This window comes from Vibrio sp. Vb2880 (genome assembly GCF_033337975.1).
GTDB lineage: Bacteria > Pseudomonadota > Gammaproteobacteria > Enterobacterales > Vibrionaceae > Vibrio > Vibrio alginolyticus.
The window spans coordinates 283,738-303,370 of the sequence record NZ_JAWORT010000005.1 but is presented as its reverse complement, the minus strand read 5'-3'; the positions used below and the strand labels follow the sequence as shown (position 1 = coordinate 303,370).

The window sequence follows — 19,633 nt, the reverse complement described above, 5'->3', positions numbered from 1 at the left end:
CTATCGAATAACTTTTTGTAGGATAAAATGAACGAAACAGATCTTGTAGAGTGTTTGGTCTAGCGAGTTTTGGGGCAAAACCTTCTTAGAACTATTACATCCACAACGTGCCCACTACGAATGTGTTCACGGGCAAAAACACCATATGTATCGCTTCAACTAAACAGGTACCGTACACAAAGACCATAGCCAACACCGACCAACTTCTTGGATTTGTATCCAACTTTTTGGCTCGTTAAACAAAAATTGTATCGGCATACACTACTATCATCCTACCTAGCTGATTTTACAGAAGAAAGTTAATGGCATGCTTACTGCTTATTGCCGTGATAACTAGTATTCACTTTAGGTATTTGTGTGTCCTATAAAGTTCTTCCACTGTCGGAAGTGATGTCTCATGAATTTGGATTGATAGAGGGCAACTTCCATAATATTTCGGAAGCGGATATCGCCTCTGCTATTCCTTCACATCTTACTTTTGAACAGCTAAAGCAGCATCTCTACGAAGGCAATCTCGTGCTCGTGAGTGATACGCCTCAAATTCCCGCTCTACTTAGTTACAACGACCCAATAGGTCCTAAAACTTGGCGGCTGAATTCTGAGGTTATCTCTGAACTTTCGGATGATGCGGCTAATAATTTGTTAGCAATAACGAAAACCACCAGAACAACGGGAGGTTACCGCTCTTGTATCTTGGAAACCTCGACGCCCGAACAAGTTTACACGTTGCCGCCAATCGCAACCGAAAGTGAAGAGGAACTAATCAAGGAGTTTGAGTACAGCTTCGAAGTCGGATGCTCGGATACCACCATAAAGAAAATGGTGCACAGTGACTTTGCTTTAGCGAAAACTGAAAAAGAGAACGCGGTGACCCGTTGGGAGCAAGCCAATACCGAGCAAGGCACCCGCTACACAGCGTTATGTGTGTTTGATGAGCCAAAGCGTTTAAATATACACATCGCTGATGACAATCTCGGACTGACACCATTGGAAGCCGTCACATTACAAAAAGCCGGCAGCCATAAAGCTGAGGAAGGTTTTATACCTGTTGTCCCTGCAGTGCGATTGGGTGAACGTTTAGGTTTGCCTACAGAAGGCTATTACTACCACTTTAATGATGGCGAACTTGTCCAAGAATACAAAATTCTTGGGGAAGAAAAATGGGCGTTTTACGCTACGCAATCGACACAAGACAAGCTCAATGACGAGCGTGGTTTTACTAAAGACCAAAGCGCTATTTTGGTGTATTGGAAATTAGCCGATCAAATCATCGAAAATCAATACATCATTTATCTTGAGCGACAAATCACGCGTGAAGAGCTCGATAATCTCAGTGAAGATTGGCTGTGTGAAAACGGGATAAAGTTGGATATCCCCGCATTGTTTGATACGGTCAAACAGCCGGAAGAAGCGCGCTCAGAAGTTAACAACGATGAGACGCAAGCGGAACAAACCGCAGCGACGCACACCGTAACAGCAGGGGAAGACTGGCAAAGCATCGCTGAACTATATGGTATGGGAGCTAAAGCCTTGCTCTTGCTTAACCCAGTGTTTGAGGCCGACCCTCTGTCACTCGCGGTCGGTGATGAAATTACTGTTGCTGAGAAACAGCAACAACAAGCACCGGACAAAAAGAATACCTTTCCGCCGCTGCGCCCACAAACTTACAACAACATCCGCAACAGTCATTATCAGCACAGTGATCCATTGCTCGGGTTGACCAAATATAGAGCCATTAACACTGCCGATTGCATAGAAGGCGATGTGGTAATCCTCAATTTAAAAGACGCCACGAGCTTGCTCGTGTTCGCTAAATCCTGCACCAGACCAGAGGGATGTATTGAAATTGGCGACCAACAAGAGTCAATAAGTAACTTTGGTCCTTGGTCATTCTTCTTTGCACAAGCCAATGCAAACCCAACTGCTGTCATACCCGCCATTCAAGCGACACAAGCACAAATGGCTATGGGCAGTTCCGCAGCTGTCGCCGGTTCCCCAGAGCAAATGCAGCAAACCCAAACCGCAGCGATGCAGTTAGATAAACTGGCCGGCACATTGAAAGACAAAATCGTCGAGGGCTACCGCTGGCAGGTCGAGGGCATTGGCGCTTTGTTTGCCATGCAGCAAAGCTTGTTTGGCGATAACACCCAATACACAGACCAAGATTTACGCCAAGTGACCACGGCACAAAGCCGCGTTCGTGTCCACATTACCGAGCCCCAAGATGGCGAGTTTTATCCGCACATACAGGGGTATCATGTAGACGACACACGAATCCCCATCAAATATGTGAAACAGGGGAACAATGGTCAGTTGTTCGTTGCGATTGAAGAGAACGGACCAACCATCTATTGGACACCAGAAGAAAACGGTGAAGCAAGTTGGCAAACTACCCCCGATCATAGTGATGGGTTTGAAAAAGACGATATACTGGTCACGCCAATCCACTCGGGTAGCGATGCGAACGTCACCGTTACGCCTGCGCCAGAAGAAAAAGACTGGCGTGATGCGATTTTAGTGTTCCCTGAAAGCTCAGGTATTGCTCCGCTCTATGTGGTTTACAACAAACCGAATAGCGATATTAAGTACATTCCAGCCCCTAAGGGGAGCCCACCATTACCCGCTTTCCCTGATGCAATTAAAGCAAAGAAAAAAACGTCAGTACAAGGTGGAGGGAAACTAAGAGAACGGTGGAAAGATAAAAAAGGACGAATCTACGAGTGGGATTCTCAGCATGGAAAAGTCGAAATTTATACGAAAAATGGTAAACATATCGGCGAGTTTGATCACATATCGGGAGAGCAAACAAAAGAAGCAGACCCGGCTAGAAAGGTAGAGAAATAATGAAAATTGTTATTGAAAAGTTCGACAAACAGACTGAGTTACTCGTTTCAGAGTTAGCCATTGAACAAGAACACCTCGATGGAATTGCTCAAGTATTAGGGTTAAAAGAAGATGATATTCAGTTCCTAACAAGTGGGGCTGGCGGATTTGATATTAGTGACGCGCAAGCTTTAGACATAGAGAAGTTGATTGATAAATACTTCTATGAACCAGAGTATGATTATCAGTTAGGTACTGCCGACTAAATATGAGAAAACCTCGGCTCCGATGAATCTATCACAAATAGTACAAAACAATAGGCATTTACATTTAGATCCTGACTTAACTATTTACATTGACAGTACATGGAATCCTGAATCCCATATTTTACTTTGCACAGAGCCAGAGGATGGAGGCTTACCGAAGGGGTATGACTACTTCTTAAAAGTATTTATACTGCAAGAATTACTTGAAGGTGTCCCTGAAATCACCGTCGAGCGAATCATCAAATATGCTCAAGTTAATGCTTAATATCAGCTCAAAACTCTCTTGTGACACTTTCAAAGCGGACATTTACTACTGTTGCTGAGATACATAAGGTTCAATAATATGAAGCTTGTAATTAAAGATGCCTTACAAGACTACACCGAGGCGGAATTGTATCGCTTCTTAGAAGAATTTTTCGAAGATACCGACACTAACGATTTAGATGATGAAGCTTATGACTTGCATATATCAAATCTATCCGCTCATTTTTCAGAGTTAGTATCTCACCCTGATGGTAATGCTTTGATCTTCCCCCCTTCCCCAGGTAGAGATGACTCCCCTGACGGTGTTATTTTAGAAATAAAAGAGTGGTATACTAATCAAGGAAAACCTTGCTTAAAAGAGTAAAAAGCAAAAGGAGTCACGATGACGCCTTTTCTTATTCACACGATTCAATCTGTTATAAAAACAGTTCAAAGTCCTCTTGTGTCAGAACCTTATGGCTGTTCTCGGTGAACATAACATTTTGTCCATTGCGATTGAAGATAACGGACCAACCATCAATTGGACGCCAGAAGAAAACGGTGAAGCAAGTTGGCAAACTACTCCCGATTCAAGTCAATTTATACCTGAGAACCTTAAAAAGATGATGGATGGCAAAGCTCCTCAAGCAAGGTTTAAGGGTGCCGTTGGGGGAAGACGTTCTTTCGAAATGCACCATTTTGAATAAATACAACATGGCGGTTCTGTATACGATGTAGACAACTTAAGAATCCCCCCGTAATACAACACGAGGATTAACAACGAACAGAATTAGAAGAATGGATTACTTTTAGTAAGGCAAAACCCAATTAACAGGATATGAATGAGTATTTACTCTGTCTTATAATGGGGAAAAAATAAGCTATTTTGTTACAGCCCATCAATTAAGTAATTTGGAAAATGACCGATATCCCATGGCTTTTCATTCTTTGCTTCGAAGTCATTCATGACGCTCTCGAGCAAAGTATCACATAGTTTAGCCAAAAATTGAGTAGGGTAAATAAGTTCTAGTTGACCGCCATTCTCAAGTTTATTCCAGAAAATGTAATGTACGTTTTCTTGTTCCTTCGGAAATAGAGGCAAGCCTTTAGCAGCATACTGTTGGTGTAATAGTCCATTTCTCATACCGTATAGTAAATTTGCGTAAGTGAAATGACTTAGTGTTTTTTTATGATGTTTTTTTCTCCATTGTCCGGCCATAATTCCGCTATTTCAATTTTGGTCGGAGCTAAATCTAGAAAAATCATACCATCCTGGTTGCTTCTCCAATCATCGATTAAAAATGCCAAGTGTTGTGTTAGTTTGGGCAAGCCTGGTGAGATGTCCAAAAAACGATGTAGATGCATTGGGCATATTTTTTCAGCTTCGAGCCAATTGCCATGTTCTATGATTACACGAGTAAAGCGTTCTCGAGTGTCAACATTACTACCATATCGTGTAGCCCCTAATGCATCTATAAAGGATGAGTACAATACAGCCTGCATTACGGGGAGGTTGTCCGGATGTGCTTGAATCTCATGTATATCAGTTAATCGTACTTGCAGAAAGTAGCGAACTTCTGTAATACGGTCTTGAATTGCCGCTACCATAGCTACCTCTTTAATCGGCATTAGAGTGATATATAGTTGCATATTAAGTGTATTAGATTAATTGAGTCAAAAGAGAACTTTCGCAAATGTTGCAACCATGAGTTCTAACACACTTAGGGGCAAAGATAAGTTTGGCAAAGAAAGCCCAAGCTTAGTCTTCAGGCTTTATATAAAAACTCATAAAATGAAGCTTTGGATGCCTAAAACAACCCTAACTCACTTCAATTGCTGCCCGCACTAACACTTTTGTTTTGTATCGTAACTGATTTGCTTACTGACGTTCTTTAGTTGCACTCCTACCTTATTAAAGGCCTTTTGAATAGTTGTGGAAACATGCTGGCGGCCCTCTCCTTCAAAAAAGTTAGCTCGATCTTGCTTCGTTTCGAAGACGCAGACTATTTCTAAGCTTTGTGGAAAAGAAGAGAATTTGACGGTATGAGTCACCCAAAGAAAGCCATCGTAGCCTTTTAGCGTATCTTCACAAACTTCGGTCAACACTTCTCTAATTAGATTCTCAACCTTCTTATCTGATTTGCGCATAAATTAAACTTCATTCCTATCTAACGCCTTTAATTAGGTTTCAGTGTACATTGTCTTAAACAGTATTTGGCAGTGGTATTTAGTCAATAGCCTGTAGATGAGGTTATTCGCACGAAGATTTACCGACCTACTCGCTTCGAACTACATCTTACGGTGTTAAAAAAAGCGCTTTGTAACCATACAAAACGCTCCTAACTTGTTGGATTACTTTAGGTGTGTTTCAAGAAATGCAGAAACCTTGTCCATTGCCATACTTACTGCTTCGGGGTGGTCATACAGTTCATAGTGAGACCAGTTTTCTAGATTAACCAGTTGTCGGTCTTTTGATTGAACAGAGCGACCATAAATTTCCTGCCCATCACGATAAGCACCAAACGCCCCGACTTTTTGCCCTACCACGGCCATAACAGGCTGAGTCAATAACGTTTCGGCAAATGCAAAGGCATCCCAGCTCAGTGTTTTCTGTGCATGTGAAAACAGCATACGAGTTGCACCACCTTCGGTTTGTCCACGTGATGTTTTGTAGTATTCAGTAGCTTCGAACACGTCTCGTTCTGTTAATCCATTTTCTTTTGCAAATTCAATATTTGGAGGAAGAAGTTCATCGATTTTCAGCTCTGAGCCGCGAGCTTCGGCTGTTCTCTGTGCAGCCATAGCTTCAAGATTGGCGATAGGGTCGTACATACTAAAGCCTTCACGGAACAAGCGGCCTAAGTTAACAGGTGTAATACCTACGACAGCTTTCAAGCGCTTTTCGGTTAGGGCTGAATTGATCATGTAACCACCACCGCCGCAGATACCGAGTCCACCAATTCTATTCTCATCGACATATGGTAAAGTTACTGCATAGTCGATAACGCGACTGATATCTTCAACACGTTGACTTGGGTCTTCCACGTAACGAGGCAATCCCCCCGATTCTCCTTGGAAGCTCGCGTCAAATGCGATCACGACGTAACCTAACTCAGCAAGGGCTTTACCATAGACAGCGCTGGATGTTTGTTCTTTACAACTACCAAAAGGATGAACACTTATCATTGTTGGGTAGCGTTTCGATTCATTGAAGCCTTTTGGGAATAAAATTAATGCAGACATATCCCAAACCATATCAGCATTTCTAAAAGTGATTTTTTGCATATTCATAATCAATACCTTAAGAGTAAAAAGCCTTGAGAGCAGAAAGGCTCGAAGCAATTGAGCCTTTCATCGGGAATATTAAAGAGTGCGTTGGAAGAAAGATGCGAGTTGGGATACTGCGTCATCGACGTATTCGGCAACATCATAAAGCGACATATGGTTTGCACCATCAATGACATACAAGGTTTTATCTGAACTCGCTGCACGCTCTATCAGGTCATAACTCATCCATTTGCTGCCTGCGTCGCTACCAACGACAGCAATAATTGGCTGAGTTAGGAATGCTTCCGCTTTGTGGTACGCATCGTAAGTAATGATCTGGTTTAAGTTACGAGTTAGAGCAAAACCCGGCGCATTTGGATGTTCACAACGTGGTGTGTGGTAATACTCCCAAGCTTCGCGTAGCTCTGCATTTGAGGCATCTTCTTCACGCATCGGAGCTAGAGGAATAGTCGCGAATTCTGTACCATTCGTGTCGGTTGTGCGAGCATTCGAACCAAATTCTAAGTAACCAACAGCGTCAGCATCGTTAACCGAATTATCCCAACCATTACGGAACATTTGGCCAATGTTTACGGCACTAACCATACCCAGTGCTTTGATTCGACGATCATTGATCGCTGCATTTGCACTATAGCCCGCACCAGCACAAATCCCCATTGCGCCAATTTTATCGTTATCGACGTACTCTAACGTTGTCAGATAGTCGACGACTGCGCTCACGTCTTCAGTACTCGTGTAAGGGTTTTCCATTTGGCGAGGCTCACCTGTACTTTCACCTTGATACGAACGGTCAAACGCAATGGCAATTATGCCGCTTTTTGCAAGTTTACTCGCATATAGGCCTGCGGTTTGCTCTTTTACGCCACCACCTGGGTGTGAAACAACAACCGCCGCATATTGTTTACTTGCATCAAAATCTGTAGGGAAGTTGATAACCGCTGAAATCTCAATACCTTGACCATTGAGATTTTTGAAAGTGACTTTAGACATAGCGACATTCTCCATTAGAGGTTAACTGTTCATCTAAGGCTGACCTAAGCTTCGAGGTAATATTAGTCAACACACTGTTTCGGATAAATATCGTTTTATCTACATGACTGTTTAGTTATACTTAACAAATGAGAATAGAACCTTCTTTAATTTCATCACTGACGTGGTTTGCACATATTGCTCGCCATCGCAGTTTCACTAAAGCAGCCTTAGAAATGGGGGTAACCCGTGCTGCCTTATCACAACACCTAAAAGCGTTAGAACAACAGCTACAAGTTCGGTTAATTAATCGAACCACCAGAAGTATGTCGCTGACGGAAGAAGGCCAACGTCTGCTTGATATTTTGCAACCTTCATTGGTGAACATTGAGCAGGTCGTTAACGAATTGAACGACTCTCATCTTGAGCCTTCGGGATTAATCCGTATCAGTGTATCAAGAACCGCTGCTCGGCTGCTTATTGAGCCCTATCTAGGTGAGTTCCTCTCTCGTTATCCTAAAATACGCCTAGAGCTAATCATGGATGATGGGTTTTCTAACATCGTCGCAGAAGGCGTTGACGCTGGCATTCGCTTAGGATTAAGCTTAGATGAACATATGGTTGCGATCCCTATTACTCCGCCGTTAACAACGGCAATAGTGGGCTCTCCTGAATACTTTAGGCAAAATGGACTACCTCAAACTCCTGAGGATTTAGAAGGTCACAATTGCCTTGCTTATCGTTTTACCTCTAGCGGAACAATTGATCATTGGTCCCTAACCTCTCCAGATGTTGCAAAGCGCACCCTAGTTTTCGAGCCTAAAGGCAATGCTATTTTTAATGATGACTATAGTATGTTACAAGCTGCAATACAGGGTGTGGGTTTAGTGAAACATATTGATTTATGGGTGGAAAAGCACATAGATGAGGGAAGATTGACCCGAGTTCTGACACCTTGGTGCAAAGAGTTTCCAGGGTTTTATTTATATATACCTTCACGAGAGCATATGCCGAAAAAAATCCGCGTCTTGATGGATTTTTTAATCGAAAAGCGCGAAGCTCTGAAACTCAAAGAGTAATTGCCAAATTGCTTTAAATAAAAAAAGCGAGCACGAGGCTCGCTTTTAACTTTCTGTTTTCGTTATATATTACAATAGCTCAACCGATTGTTTGGCTATCACAAATTCCTCGTTAGTAGGAATAACAAGAGCTTTGGCACCTAACAACTCAGATGTTGCAATAACACCTGCGTTACCAAATCTTGCATCTTCGTTACCTTTCTCATCTTCAACAAAACCTAACAGTTTTAGGTTTTTCAAGATTTCACGACGAATTGGTAGTGAGTTTTCACCAATACCACCAGTGAAGATGATGCCGTCTAATGAATCCAGAGCCGCTAGGTAGGAAGTAATGTATTTCGCAACGCGGTAAGTGAAGATCTCGAATGCCAACTTCGCACGTGAATTCCCCGCTTCCATTGCTTCTAGTACGCCACGAGCATCACTTGTCACACCAGATACACCTAAGAAACCTGACTTCTTGTTCATCATCTCGAACACTTCGTCTTTTTCCCAGCCTTTACGGAAAAGGAACTCGATAACACTTGGGTCGAGGTCACCACAGCGAGTGCCCATCATTAGGCCAGCTAACGGCGTCAAACCCATACTTGTATCAACACATTCGCCATTTTTAACCGCACTCACTGATGCACCGTTACCTAAGTGCACAGTGATAAAGCTGCTTTCTTCAACCGGCTTATCTAGCATTTTCGCTGCTTCACGGCTTACGTAATAGTGGCTTGTGCCGTGAGCACCGTAACGACGCACTTTATGCTCTTCGTAAAGCTCGTAAGGAAGTGCGTACATAAAGGCTTTGGCTGGCATTGTTTGGTGGAAAGCAGTGTCAAATACAGCAAATTGAGGCAGTGAAGGGAACGCCGCCATTGCCGCTCTCATGCCTTCAGCGTTCGCTTTGTTATGAAGTGGTGCAAGTTCAGCAAGGCGCTCTACTTCTTGAATAACTGTTTCATCAACTTTCACAGTTCCTTTAAAGGTTTCACCGCCTGCGACAATGCGATGGCCTACAGCGACAAATTTTGAGCTCAAACCTAGAGTTTCGAGTAGTTTTACCACTCGCTCAACAGCGTACTGATGATGGTTACCGCCAGCTGGAATTGCTTCAACGGTTTTTTCTCCCTGATATTTCCAACTGATTTCAGCTTCAGGTAGGCCAAAACACTCACCAATACCTGATACCAAAGCTTCACCGGTTTCAGAATCAATAACAGCAAATTTTAATGAAGAGCTACCAGAGTTGATCACCAGTACAAACGAATTAGACATGAAATAGTTATCCTGTTGTAGAGCAGAGGTTGTAATAGCGCTTGTGCGCTGCGTACTTCTTGTTTTCCCCTCTATTATTCAATAATTTTTTAATCTTTCAACAATCTTTTAGTAAAAGCGATTTGATTGAACAAATTTTGTTGATCTGTAGCAAGTTTTGATTTTATTTGAAGGCTAAAAAATATCACTTGTTAAACATAATTTATGAATAGGTCAATTTGTACAAAGTCAGATATATAAGCTACGTTGTTTATTGGGTGAACAAAAATAACAAACCAATCAATAAATCGGGGTAATAATGTGCCCACTATTGCATTTCTATTAGTGATCTTAGGTTTGATTTTGCTCTGCTGGGGATGGCAGATGACAAAAAACATCTGCTCGAAAACTGACGTAACCGGGTGGACTTTCCTATTATTGTTAATCAGCTGTTTCATTTTTGCTTATGCCGTTTTTTTGCACGCCATCATGCAAAAACCTATTGCTTCTCTCTTAGAAACGGGGGTTTCTCTTATACTTTTTGGCGGCAGTATCTTTGTCGTGCTGGTGATTAAGTGGAGCAACGATTCGATATTAGAGCTTCATACTGTTGCTGAAAGAGAGAAGCGTAATGCCGTCCATGACGCTCTTACTGGGCTCCCTAATCGTAAATACTGCTTTGAGTCTATCGAAGGCAGAATACAATCTAGAGACCCATTCTCGGTGATCCTTTTTGACGTGGTTAATTTTAAACAAGTCAACGATGCAATGGGTCACTTTTGCGGAGACCAGTTACTTATTCAAATTGGTCAACGCCTTCAGGGGAAACTGAAAGGCAATGACCAGATATTCCGCGTTGGTGGTGATGAATTTGTCATCCTGACATCTTCTGCATGCGAGGAAACGGGTAAAAAACTCATAGAAGAACTAGATTCTGCAATGTCTGAACGCTTTCATTTAGATGAGTTTCAAGTTTCCTGCCGCGTTGTTTTCGGTATAAGCACCTACCCATATGACGCCCTAACCAATGATCTTTTGATCAAGCACGCAGATATCGCTATGTATCACGCCAAGCGTAATGGCAATCTTTTTGCGTTTTATAATGAGGATATGAACGTCGGGGCTAAGTACCAACTTGAAATATCTTCTCGTATTCAATGTGCGCTTGAAAAAGAAGAGTTTCAGTTGTATTACCAACCGTTGATTGATGCACACACTAACTTAGCTGTCGGTTTTGAAGCAGTGATTCGTTGGCATGACGAAAATGGTAAAACGATCTCACCCAACGACTTCATTCCTATCGCAGAGCGTAGCAATCAGGTGCACAACATTACCATGTGGGTTCTTAACCAAGTAGAAAGGGATCTGCAAACATTTATAGAGAAAGGCATTAAGCTTCCTGTCCACGTAAACTTATCAGCGAAAGATCTCTCATCTAACTTGCTGTTTAATCGCTTAGAAACTTTGCTCAAAGTAAACCCTCAATTCGCTGACCTAATAAGTTTAGAGATCACTGAAACAATGGCGATCGATAGGGTCGTTGAGCTCAACCCCTTAATTCATCAAATAAAAGGATTAGGTATAAAGATCAGCTTGGATGATTTTGGCACTGGGTATTCATCTTTGTCACTGTTAAGAGATCTTCCGGTTGATCAAATTAAAATCGACCGCTCATTTCTTTCCACAGCAAGCCGCACAGAAGGCTCCCGCTCTATCGTTGAGAACACGATTGCGCTAGCACATGGATTAGGGTATTCGGTCGTAGCAGAAGGCGTTCAAGACATGGACACACTGCATTTTTTGAGAAGTCGAGGCTGTGACATCATTCAGGGTTACTTGTTCTGTCCAGCCCTGCCCTTAGACGAAGTAATAAGTTGGGTAAACAAACACGATGAAAAGCAAAACCGTATTAGACGCGCATAAAAAAGCCGAGCGCTTTGCTCGGCTTTCAATTCTTTTTGTAGCAACTTAAACCGTCGCTTTAATCACTCGTGATTATGCGTCTGTACGACGGCCACGACCGTGACCACGTTCACCACGATGTGCACCACGGTGATCACCACCACGGTTGCGATCGAAACGACGTTCGCCACCTTCACGATTGCCATCGCGGTTGCCGTCACGGTTACCACGGAAGCCACCTTCGCGACGGCCGCCTTCACGACGATCACCACCACGGTTGCCGCCTTCGCGGTTGCCACGGTAACCACCGCCATCACGACGACCACCATCGCGACGACCACCGTCACGGCGACCACCACGAGACTCGCGGAAATCATCGAAGTCACATACTACAGCACCAACATCTTGTTGACGGATACGTAGTTTGCTTAGCTTGTTCGCCGCGTCTGAAGTCATTGCTTTAGGTAGCTGTACGAATGTGTGACCTTGAGCTAGTTTGATCGCACCGATAGAACCTTTACCTAGACCTAGTTCGTTTGCTAGAGCGCCAACGATGTCTTTAACTTGAACGCCTTGCTCACGACCAACTTGAAGCTGGTAAGTATCCCAGTCTTGGTTGTTGAAGTTACGACCGCCATCGCGACCACCTTCACGACGCTCTTTACGACGTTGCTTGTCACGCTCAATTGCGTCAACCATTGGGTCTTCGCCAATGTAGAACAGAGGACGTTTGCCTTGCTGACGCTTAAGAAGCATAGCAGCAAGTGTTGCTGGGTCGATGTCTAGAGAAGTTTGTAGTTTCTCTACCAACTCAGCAAATTTGTCTAGTGCTTTGTGCTCTTTCTCTGCTTCAAGCTCAGCGCCTAGCTTAGCTAGACGAGCTTCAGCAACTTGGTCACGTAGAGGAAGTTGGATTTCTTCCATAGATGACTTAGTTACACGCTCGATAGTGCGAAGCATACGAATTTGGTTAGTGCGAACTAGAAGGATCGCTTTACCCTTACGTCCAGCACGGCCAGTACGACCGATACGGTGGATGTATGACTCAACATCAAATGGGATGTCGTAGTTGAATACGTGCGTAATACGTGGAACGTCAAGACCACGAGCTACAACATCAGTTGCAACTAGGATGTCAATAACACCTTGTTTGATGTGATCAACAGTACGTTCACGTAGAGACTGAGGAATGTCACCGTGCAGTGCAGCTGCTTTGAAGCCACGTGCAGATAGCCAGTCAGCCAGACGCTCAGTATCTTGACGAGTACGTACGAATACGATTGACGCGTCAGTTTCTTCAGTTTCAAGAAGACGAGACATTGCTTCATCTTTCTCTACACCTTTCACTACCCAGAACTGTTGTTGAACTTTGTCTACAGTGTGGTTTTTACCAGCAACGTCAACCGTTACAGGGTCACGAAGGAAACGTTCAACGATCTTCTTCAGCATTGGAGGCATAGTTGCAGAAAACAGAACGCGTTGTGCTGACTCTGGAGCGTGCTCCATGATCGCAGTTACGTCATCTACGAAACCCATGTTTAGCATTTCGTCTGCTTCATCAAGAACGAAAGTACTAACTTCGTCTAGGTGTAGACGTTCGCGATTGATAAGATCTTGAACACGGCCTGGAGTACCGACAACTACATGAGCGCCACTTTTAAGAGCACGCATTTGGTCGACAATAGATGCGCCACCGTAAATCTCTAGAACTTTCAAACCTTTGATGTTTTTACCAAGGTTTTTCATTTCCGCTGCAACCTGAATTGCCAGCTCACGAGTCGGAGCAAGTACAATCGCTTGCGGTTTGCGTTGGTTTAGATCGAGTTTGTTGAGAAGAGGCAGAGAGAACGCTGCTGTTTTACCTGTACCTGTTTGAGCTTTACCCAGCGCGTCAGCACCTTCCAATAGGTGTGGGATTGCCGCAGCCTGAATTGGAGTTGGTGACACGAAACCCATTCCGTCTAGAGCAGAAAGGATAGAATCATTCAGAGATAAATCACTGAATTGAATAACAGAATCTTGCATTGGGATCCTACTTAATTAAACAAAAAAACAGTCCCATATGCTCTTCCAATTCGATACTGATCCATCCAGATACTGATTCCATTCAGACGGGAACACAGCACAGTACACAACCGCGATAAGCCATTAGGGACGACTAAGGGAGGCGGATTATTCCTTAAAAGCATAAAAAAATCCAGAAAAAATTGAATTACATCACAATTTATTCTCAACAATGGTATTTTTAGCATATTTTTCCACCAGCCCTACCATTCCCCGTAGATTCGCGTAACTCACAGATGAGAATTTCATCAATATTTAAGCCAATTTCTCGTGGTTAAATTGGCAAAATTCACGGCGAAATTACGCTCCACAGGTAGTAATAATAGCTCGCAATGATTATAGTGTGCCCAACTCCATAGGTAATTTAAGAAAAGATGTTTCAAGATAACCCACTACTCGCTCAGCTTAAGCAGCAAATCCAAGAAAACCTGCCTAAAAAAGAAGGCTCAATAAAAGCCACAGATAAAGGCTTTGGCTTTTTGGAAGTGGACAGTAAGACTAGCTTCTTCATCCCGCCTGCGTACATGAAAAAGTGCATGCACGGTGACAAAGTCGTCGCCATTATCCGCACCGAAAATGAACGCGAAGTTGCAGAGCCACAAGAGCTGCTGGAACAAGCCGTGACTCGCTTTATTGGTCGAGTAAAAATGTTCAAAGGCAAGCTCAACGTAGCACCTGATCACCCACAGCTTAAAAAGCTGTCTCTTAAAGCGAAACTAAAGAAAGGTCTTAAACCTGACGAGTTCGCCGAAGGTGATTGGGTTGTCGCACATCTTATTCGCCACCCTCTAAAAGGCGATAACTCTTTCTTCGTAGAAATTTCTGAAAAAATCACTGACGCGAATGATAAAATTGCGCCTTGGTGGGTAACGCTTGCTCAAAACGATCTACCAAACTCTGAGCCAGCAGGCATCGATAACTGGGAACTGAAAGACGACGCGGAGCTAGAACGCGTAGACATGACTCATGTTCCATTCGTCACTATCGACGGTGAATCGACTAAAGATATGGACGATGCGCTGTACGCGAAGAAAACCGTATCTGGCGATTTCGAACTCACCATCGCTATTGCGGACCCAACCGCCTACATCACACCTGAAGATGAAATGGATAAAGTAGCACGTGAGCGTGGCTATACTATTTATCTTCCAGGCCGCAACATCCCGATGTTACCTCGTGATTTAGCGGACAACCTATGCTCTCTGATTGAAGGTGAAACCCGCCCTGCTATTTGCTGTACCGTAACGGTAAGTAAAGATGGTGTGATTGGCGACGATATTAAATTCTTCGCAGCAAACATCAAATCACATGCACGCCTAGCATACGATCACGTGTCTGATTGGTTAGAAAACGGCAGCTCTGAAGCATGGACGCCATCTGAAGAGATCGCGACCATCGTTCGTGATCTTTATGAGTTCTCTCTTGCTCGCGCTGAATGGCGTGAGAAAAACGCAGTGGTCTTCCCTGATCGTCCTGACTACCGTTTTGAGCTCAGTGAAGATAACGATGTAATCGCTATCCACGCAGACATGCGCCGCAGTGCAAACCGTCTTGTTGAAGAATCCATGATTACCGCAAACATCTGTGCAGGTCGTACATTACGCGATAAATTTGAAACAGGTGTCTTCAATACGCATGCAGGTATCAAGAACGAGAAGATTGAAGAAGTGGTTCAACTTGTCAATCCAGAAGGCCAGTTGGAGTTCACAGCGGAGTCTATTGCTACACTAGAAGGCTTTGCTGCATTGCGCCGCTGGTTGGCTGCTCAAGAAACGTCTTACCTAGATAACCGTATTCGTAAGTTCCAAGCATACAGTGAAGTGGGTAATCAGCCTCTGCCTCATTACGCAATGGGTTTAGACATCTATGCAACTTGGACATCACCAATTCGTAAATACGGTGATATGATCAACCACCGTATGTTGAAGGCCGTCATCCTTGGTAAAGAACCTGTACAAAAACCAGATGACCAAGTAGGCGAAGAGCTAGCTCTACATCGTAAACATCATAAAATCGCTGAGCGAAATGTCTCAGATTGGCTATATGCACGCACGCTTGCTGATGAGCCGAGCAAGAAAACTTGTTTCACAGGTGAGATTTTCGATGTTAATCGTGCAGGCGCACGTGTCCGACTTCTCGAAAATGGCGCAGCAGCCTTTATTCCTGGTGCACTAATTCTTGATAATAAAGAAAGAATTGAGTGCAATGGCGACAACGGTACCATCTCTATCGATAAAGAGGTCGTATACAAACTTGGGGATACATTGGAAATTGTCCTTGCGGACGTAAACCAAGAAAACCGCAGTTTAGTTGCAAAGCCAACCCAGGTATTCGCTGAACAACCAGCAGCACAAACAGAACAGACTGTAAGTGAATAATACCGAATGAAGTTAAAAGGCGCTCTATTGAGCGCCTTTTTTATTTGTTATGTAAAACGATAAGAACGAGTATGCCGAACATTGAGATCATTCGCTTTAATCACTTCACTGCGCGCAAAAGTGAGCGTTACACTGCAACACATAATGGGTTATATATTGTTGAAGAAGGTGCCCTATTAGTTCATCAACCTAATGGTGAGCAATTTGAACTTAAAGCCGGAGATTTCACACTCTATAACTCCGCAGATCTGAGCAGTGCAGAAGCCGTCTCTAGTGACGGAGGCTTTAAAGCATTGGCTTTAGTCTTCAACCCAAATATATTCTGTGACTTTAAGAAAGCGCACCCGATGCTACGTTCCAAAACGGAAGAAAGGCGCTTCTATCCTTTTTCAACGCAATCCAGTAGCGAAGTAGCACAATTGAAGGACATGTTGGTTAAGTTAGCGAGTCGCAACGCTCCAGACTACACACAAAGCCATATCGCAATGGCATTGCTGTCGTTGATGGTTGAGGTAGAGCCAAACATCCTATCTATCATAGATGATGCAAGTAGCCTGAGCGACTCTCAAAAAGCCATTAAGTACATTGAGGGTAATATTGAAAAAGACATCACGCTAGAAGGCTTAGCGGCTCATATGAGCATGTCCATCGCGACCTTAAAACGTCGCCTCGCCGCAGATGATCTTTCGTTTTCTCAGATATTAAAGGTGAAACGGATAAACTTCGCAGCAACCCAACTGCGCAAGTCAGAAAAATCAATAACAGAAATAGCGTTTGAGTCTGGTTTTAAAAGTGCAGCGCATTTCAGTACAGCATTTAAATCCGTTTACAACATGACCCCCAAAGACTTTAGAAACCAAGTCGTTAAGCCTAAAGTATAAATCATGTCGGCATTCGCATCCGTTGGGCTCACCCTATTCCCAAAAACACGCTTGAGGATCACGCTCCAATTCGTTGAGTAAGTCCTCAAGCATTCGGCTAAATGGAAGTGGCTTATAAGGCACCCACCTTAACAGCTCGTTGTGATATGTGGGAACATAGAAATACCAAAGTTGGTTGTCCTCATCAAACATGATCTTCGCGACGGGAGAAGTATACTCGCTATGCTGGGAGTCGAGGAGAAAATGCGCCCGATGAAGCTCAACGCCATTTTCTACTAGCTCATAGAGGCACTTGCCCTGTTCGACAGGCAAGTTAGCATTACGCGCAGAGCAGAGCGATTGAACTGATTTGTATAAACGACTTGTCGCCATTTGGGACACTGACATCAACGTTCTCCCGATGGATGATAGTTAGAGCTGCCGATCCTAGTATATAACCTTTACATCATCACCGATGGTAGTTATCTACCTAACTCAAGTATAAGATAGCTATATTATCATTTGCCCAGATTATCATCTCAGTCCACTTGGAAACGCTAGCTCCATCACCTCTTGACTAGAAACAATTCCCCTGTTTAGCGCTAACAGTTCACAAAAGTGTAACCTGAACGCAATATCATAAACTCTGCTTTATCCCGTATATGGAGTTTAATATGTTACGTTTTACTGTGGCGACGTTATTGGCCATAGCAGTCTCCCTCCCTACCATTGCAAAAGAAATCAACATCTCGGGTTCAACTTCGGTTGCTCGTGTGATGGATGTACTTGCTGAGGAATACAACAAAACACACCCAGACGATTACGTTGCTGTTCAGGGCATTGGTTCGAGTGCTGGTATCACCATGGTCAATAAAGGAGTAGCCGAAATAGGCATGAGCTCTCGCTATCTGACTGAAAGCGAAAAAGGTGAAGATCTCAATGTATACCCTATCGCTTATGATGGCCTCGCTGTTGTTGTAAACCGTACCAACTCTGTAGAAAACCTTTCTCAGCAACAGCTGTTTGATATTTACAAAGGTAAGATTAAGAATTGGAAAGAGGTCGGGGGCGCAGATCAGCCTATCGCGGTGGTTACTAGAGAAGCGTCTTCAGGTTCACGTTACAGCTTCGAAAGCTTGCTGGGACTGACCAAAATCGTTAATGATCGCCTTGTCTCGGATATCAGCCCAAACAACTTGGTTGTAAACAGCAACAGCATGGTAAAAACCATTGTTAACCATAACACTCGCGCCATTGGTTTTATCTCTGTAGGGTCAGTAGATCGCTCGATCAAGGCGATTCAGTTAGATGGTATTGACCCAACCTCGACAAACATTAGCAATCATAAGTACAAGTTGGCGCGACCATTCCTAGTGCTATACAAAGTAGATAAGATTAGCGATGCAGGTAAAGGTTTTATCGCTTTCCTTCGTTCAGAGCAGGGACAAAAAGCGATTGCAGATTACGGTTATACGCCAGTAAAAAACTTTAATCAGTAAAAATAAAAAAGAGAGCACCTTGATGCTCTCTTTTCCTATGTAGTGTTCTCTCCGGTTTCGGAATTAGAAATGCAGTTGAATTACAGAGACCACAACCGCACCAGGTCGACGAATACCTTCAATTTCCACTTTAATTTCGCGCTCAATCTCCAAACCTTTTTTGATTGGCGTTACTTTTGTTAACGTGCTGACTGCACGAACATTATTGCCTGCTTTGACAGGGTAAGGGAAACGGACTTGGTTTAAACCCAAGTTAACTACCATTTTAGCTGTTGGGAACATTGGCTTGTCTGGATCAACTGAATCCGTCAGTTTAGGCAGCAATGCTAATGTTAAAAAGCCATGAGCGATAGTTGTCTTAAATGGAGATTCAGTTGAAGCACGCTCTGGATCAGTATGAATCCATTGCATGTCTTCCGTTACCGCACCAAATTGGTTAATACGTTCTTGAGACACATGAACCCAATCACCAGTGTGAATAACTTCGCCAATTTTTTCACTTAACTCGTCATAAAGCTTTTGAGCCTCAGGTGCCATTACGATCGGTGCAGGTTGAGGTGCAACTTCTTCGTTGACGGCTGGCTGCTGGTGATCACGAACTTTTGAGAAAAGAAAGCTATTTTGAGCTTTCCCCAAAAAGTCACTCCAATAATCGCGTAACGTTGGAGACATCCAATTCATAAACTCGGATTGATGAGCAGAAATCGCATCAACTTTGTCTTTAAATAGATTTGTGACCTTCATAAACACCCTTAAGAATTCTAAGCACAACTGGCTATACCAGTTAATTTTGAATTAGTTCACAAAGTCTTGCAAATACTTTCGGGCGAACACATGTACCCTAAAAGCATGTTATGTCTTATATATCAGCAAGATAACAATAAAACACCATTTTATTGACGTGCGCCAATATAAAGTAAAAACTCTATAAATTGGTACTTTTTGTCCCTTTTTCACTCCGTTTTCAAACTGTCCAACATCACATCAGTGATCATAAAACAAGCAAACAGTACTTCTATT

General features: G+C 43.3%; 18 protein-coding genes. 9 read left to right on the top strand and 9 right to left on the bottom strand.

Annotated features, from left to right (window positions below):
• Positions 1 to 390 precede the first annotated feature (390 nt).
• The 4 genes from R7M92_RS08355 to R7M92_RS08340 all read left to right on the top strand — a co-directional run bounded on the left by R7M92_RS08355 (position 391) and on the right by R7M92_RS08340 (position 4,039).
• Entirely contained in the window at positions 391 to 2,844 is a 2,454-nt protein-coding gene (locus R7M92_RS08355; protein WP_318133124.1) for an S-type pyocin domain-containing protein, read from the top strand.
• Positions 2,844 to 3,089 carry a cloacin immunity family protein gene (locus R7M92_RS08350; protein WP_262634371.1) on the top strand — a complete coding sequence of 82 codons (246 nt, stop codon included), beginning with the start codon at positions 2,844 to 2,846 and terminating at the stop codon, positions 3,087 to 3,089. Before R7M92_RS08355 ends, R7M92_RS08350 begins: the two co-directional genes overlap by 1 nt.
• A gap of 343 nt (positions 3,090 to 3,432) precedes the next feature.
• Positions 3,433 to 3,717 (top strand): bacteriocin immunity protein, encoded by a 285-nt coding sequence (locus tag R7M92_RS08345; protein WP_318133117.1) that lies wholly within the window; start codon positions 3,433 to 3,435, stop codon positions 3,715 to 3,717.
• A gap of 91 nt (positions 3,718 to 3,808) precedes the next feature.
• Positions 3,809 to 4,039, top strand: coding sequence for a hypothetical protein (locus tag R7M92_RS08340; RefSeq protein WP_262634373.1), 231 nt, complete (start codon positions 3,809 to 3,811; stop codon positions 4,037 to 4,039).
• Positions 4,040 to 4,221: 182 nt separating this feature from the next.
• Here the strand turns inward: R7M92_RS08340 and R7M92_RS08335 are convergent, their stop codons facing one another.
• From R7M92_RS08335 to R7M92_RS08315, 5 genes are all read right to left on the bottom strand, one after another.
• Entirely contained in the window at positions 4,222 to 4,476 is a 255-nt protein-coding gene (locus tag R7M92_RS08335; RefSeq protein WP_262635726.1) for a hypothetical protein, read from the bottom strand.
• Positions 4,477 to 4,508: 32 nt separating this feature from the next.
• Positions 4,509 to 4,940, bottom strand: coding sequence for a hypothetical protein (locus R7M92_RS08330; RefSeq protein ID WP_318133114.1), 432 nt, complete (start codon positions 4,938 to 4,940; stop codon positions 4,509 to 4,511).
• A 237-nt stretch (positions 4,941 to 5,177) separates the two neighbouring features.
• Entirely contained in the window at positions 5,178 to 5,480 is a 303-nt protein-coding gene (locus R7M92_RS08325; protein ID WP_031781024.1) for a hypothetical protein, read from the bottom strand.
• Positions 5,481 to 5,684: 204 nt separating this feature from the next.
• Entirely contained in the window at positions 5,685 to 6,623 is a 939-nt protein-coding gene (locus R7M92_RS08320) for an alpha/beta hydrolase (protein WP_318133112.1), read from the bottom strand.
• 72 nt (positions 6,624 to 6,695) lie between these two features.
• Positions 6,696 to 7,610: an alpha/beta hydrolase gene (locus R7M92_RS08315; protein ID WP_239932834.1), complete on the bottom strand. Its 915-nt coding sequence runs from the start codon at positions 7,608 to 7,610 to the stop codon at positions 6,696 to 6,698.
• Positions 7,611 to 7,738: 128 nt separating this feature from the next.
• On the opposite strand from R7M92_RS08315, the gene R7M92_RS08310 reads away from it, so the two are divergent.
• Entirely contained in the window at positions 7,739 to 8,668 is a 930-nt protein-coding gene (locus tag R7M92_RS08310; RefSeq protein WP_053303734.1) for a LysR family transcriptional regulator, read from the top strand.
• A gap of 69 nt (positions 8,669 to 8,737) precedes the next feature.
• Here R7M92_RS08310 and R7M92_RS08305 read toward each other — a convergent pair whose 3' ends face one another.
• On the bottom strand, positions 8,738 to 9,931 hold the full coding sequence (locus R7M92_RS08305; RefSeq protein ID WP_005386205.1) for an acetate/propionate family kinase: 1,194 nt from the start codon (positions 9,929 to 9,931) through the stop codon (positions 8,738 to 8,740).
• A 363-nt stretch (positions 9,932 to 10,294) separates the two neighbouring features.
• Here R7M92_RS08305 and R7M92_RS08300 point away from each other — a divergent pair, with 363 nt between their 5' ends.
• Positions 10,295 to 11,833, top strand: a complete 1,539-nt coding sequence (locus R7M92_RS08300) for a putative bifunctional diguanylate cyclase/phosphodiesterase (protein WP_031781023.1) — start codon at positions 10,295 to 10,297, stop codon at positions 11,831 to 11,833.
• Between the two features lie 72 nt (positions 11,834 to 11,905).
• On the opposite strand, the gene R7M92_RS08295 is transcribed toward R7M92_RS08300, so the two are convergent.
• A complete protein-coding gene (locus R7M92_RS08295; protein ID WP_318133109.1) occupies positions 11,906 to 13,837 on the bottom strand; it encodes a DEAD/DEAH box helicase in 1,932 nt (643 codons plus the stop codon).
• 413 nt (positions 13,838 to 14,250) lie between these two features.
• On the opposite strand from R7M92_RS08295, the gene rnb reads away from it, so the two are divergent.
• Together rnb and R7M92_RS08285 are read left to right on the top strand one after the other, a co-directional pair.
• Positions 14,251 to 16,254 (top strand): exoribonuclease II, encoded by a 2,004-nt coding sequence (gene rnb / locus R7M92_RS08290; RefSeq protein ID WP_318133107.1) that lies wholly within the window; start codon positions 14,251 to 14,253, stop codon positions 16,252 to 16,254.
• Positions 16,255 to 16,325: 71 nt separating this feature from the next.
• Positions 16,326 to 17,135, top strand: coding sequence for a helix-turn-helix transcriptional regulator (locus R7M92_RS08285; RefSeq protein WP_053307810.1), 810 nt, complete (start codon positions 16,326 to 16,328; stop codon positions 17,133 to 17,135).
• A 33-nt stretch (positions 17,136 to 17,168) separates the two neighbouring features.
• Here the strand turns inward: R7M92_RS08285 and R7M92_RS08280 are convergent, their stop codons facing one another.
• Entirely contained in the window at positions 17,169 to 17,522 is a 354-nt protein-coding gene (locus R7M92_RS08280) for a DUF3024 domain-containing protein (protein ID WP_017635751.1), read from the bottom strand.
• Between the two features lie 266 nt (positions 17,523 to 17,788).
• Here R7M92_RS08280 and R7M92_RS08275 point away from each other — a divergent pair, with 266 nt between their 5' ends.
• Complete coding sequence (locus R7M92_RS08275; protein ID WP_017635752.1) at positions 17,789 to 18,613, top strand: phosphate ABC transporter substrate-binding protein; 825 nt, start codon at positions 17,789 to 17,791, stop codon at positions 18,611 to 18,613.
• 63 nt (positions 18,614 to 18,676) lie between these two features.
• Here the strand turns inward: R7M92_RS08275 and R7M92_RS08270 are convergent, their stop codons facing one another.
• On the bottom strand, positions 18,677 to 19,357 hold the full coding sequence (locus tag R7M92_RS08270) for a MaoC family dehydratase (protein WP_005375670.1): 681 nt from the start codon (positions 19,355 to 19,357) through the stop codon (positions 18,677 to 18,679).
• Positions 19,358 to 19,633 lie beyond the last annotated feature (276 nt).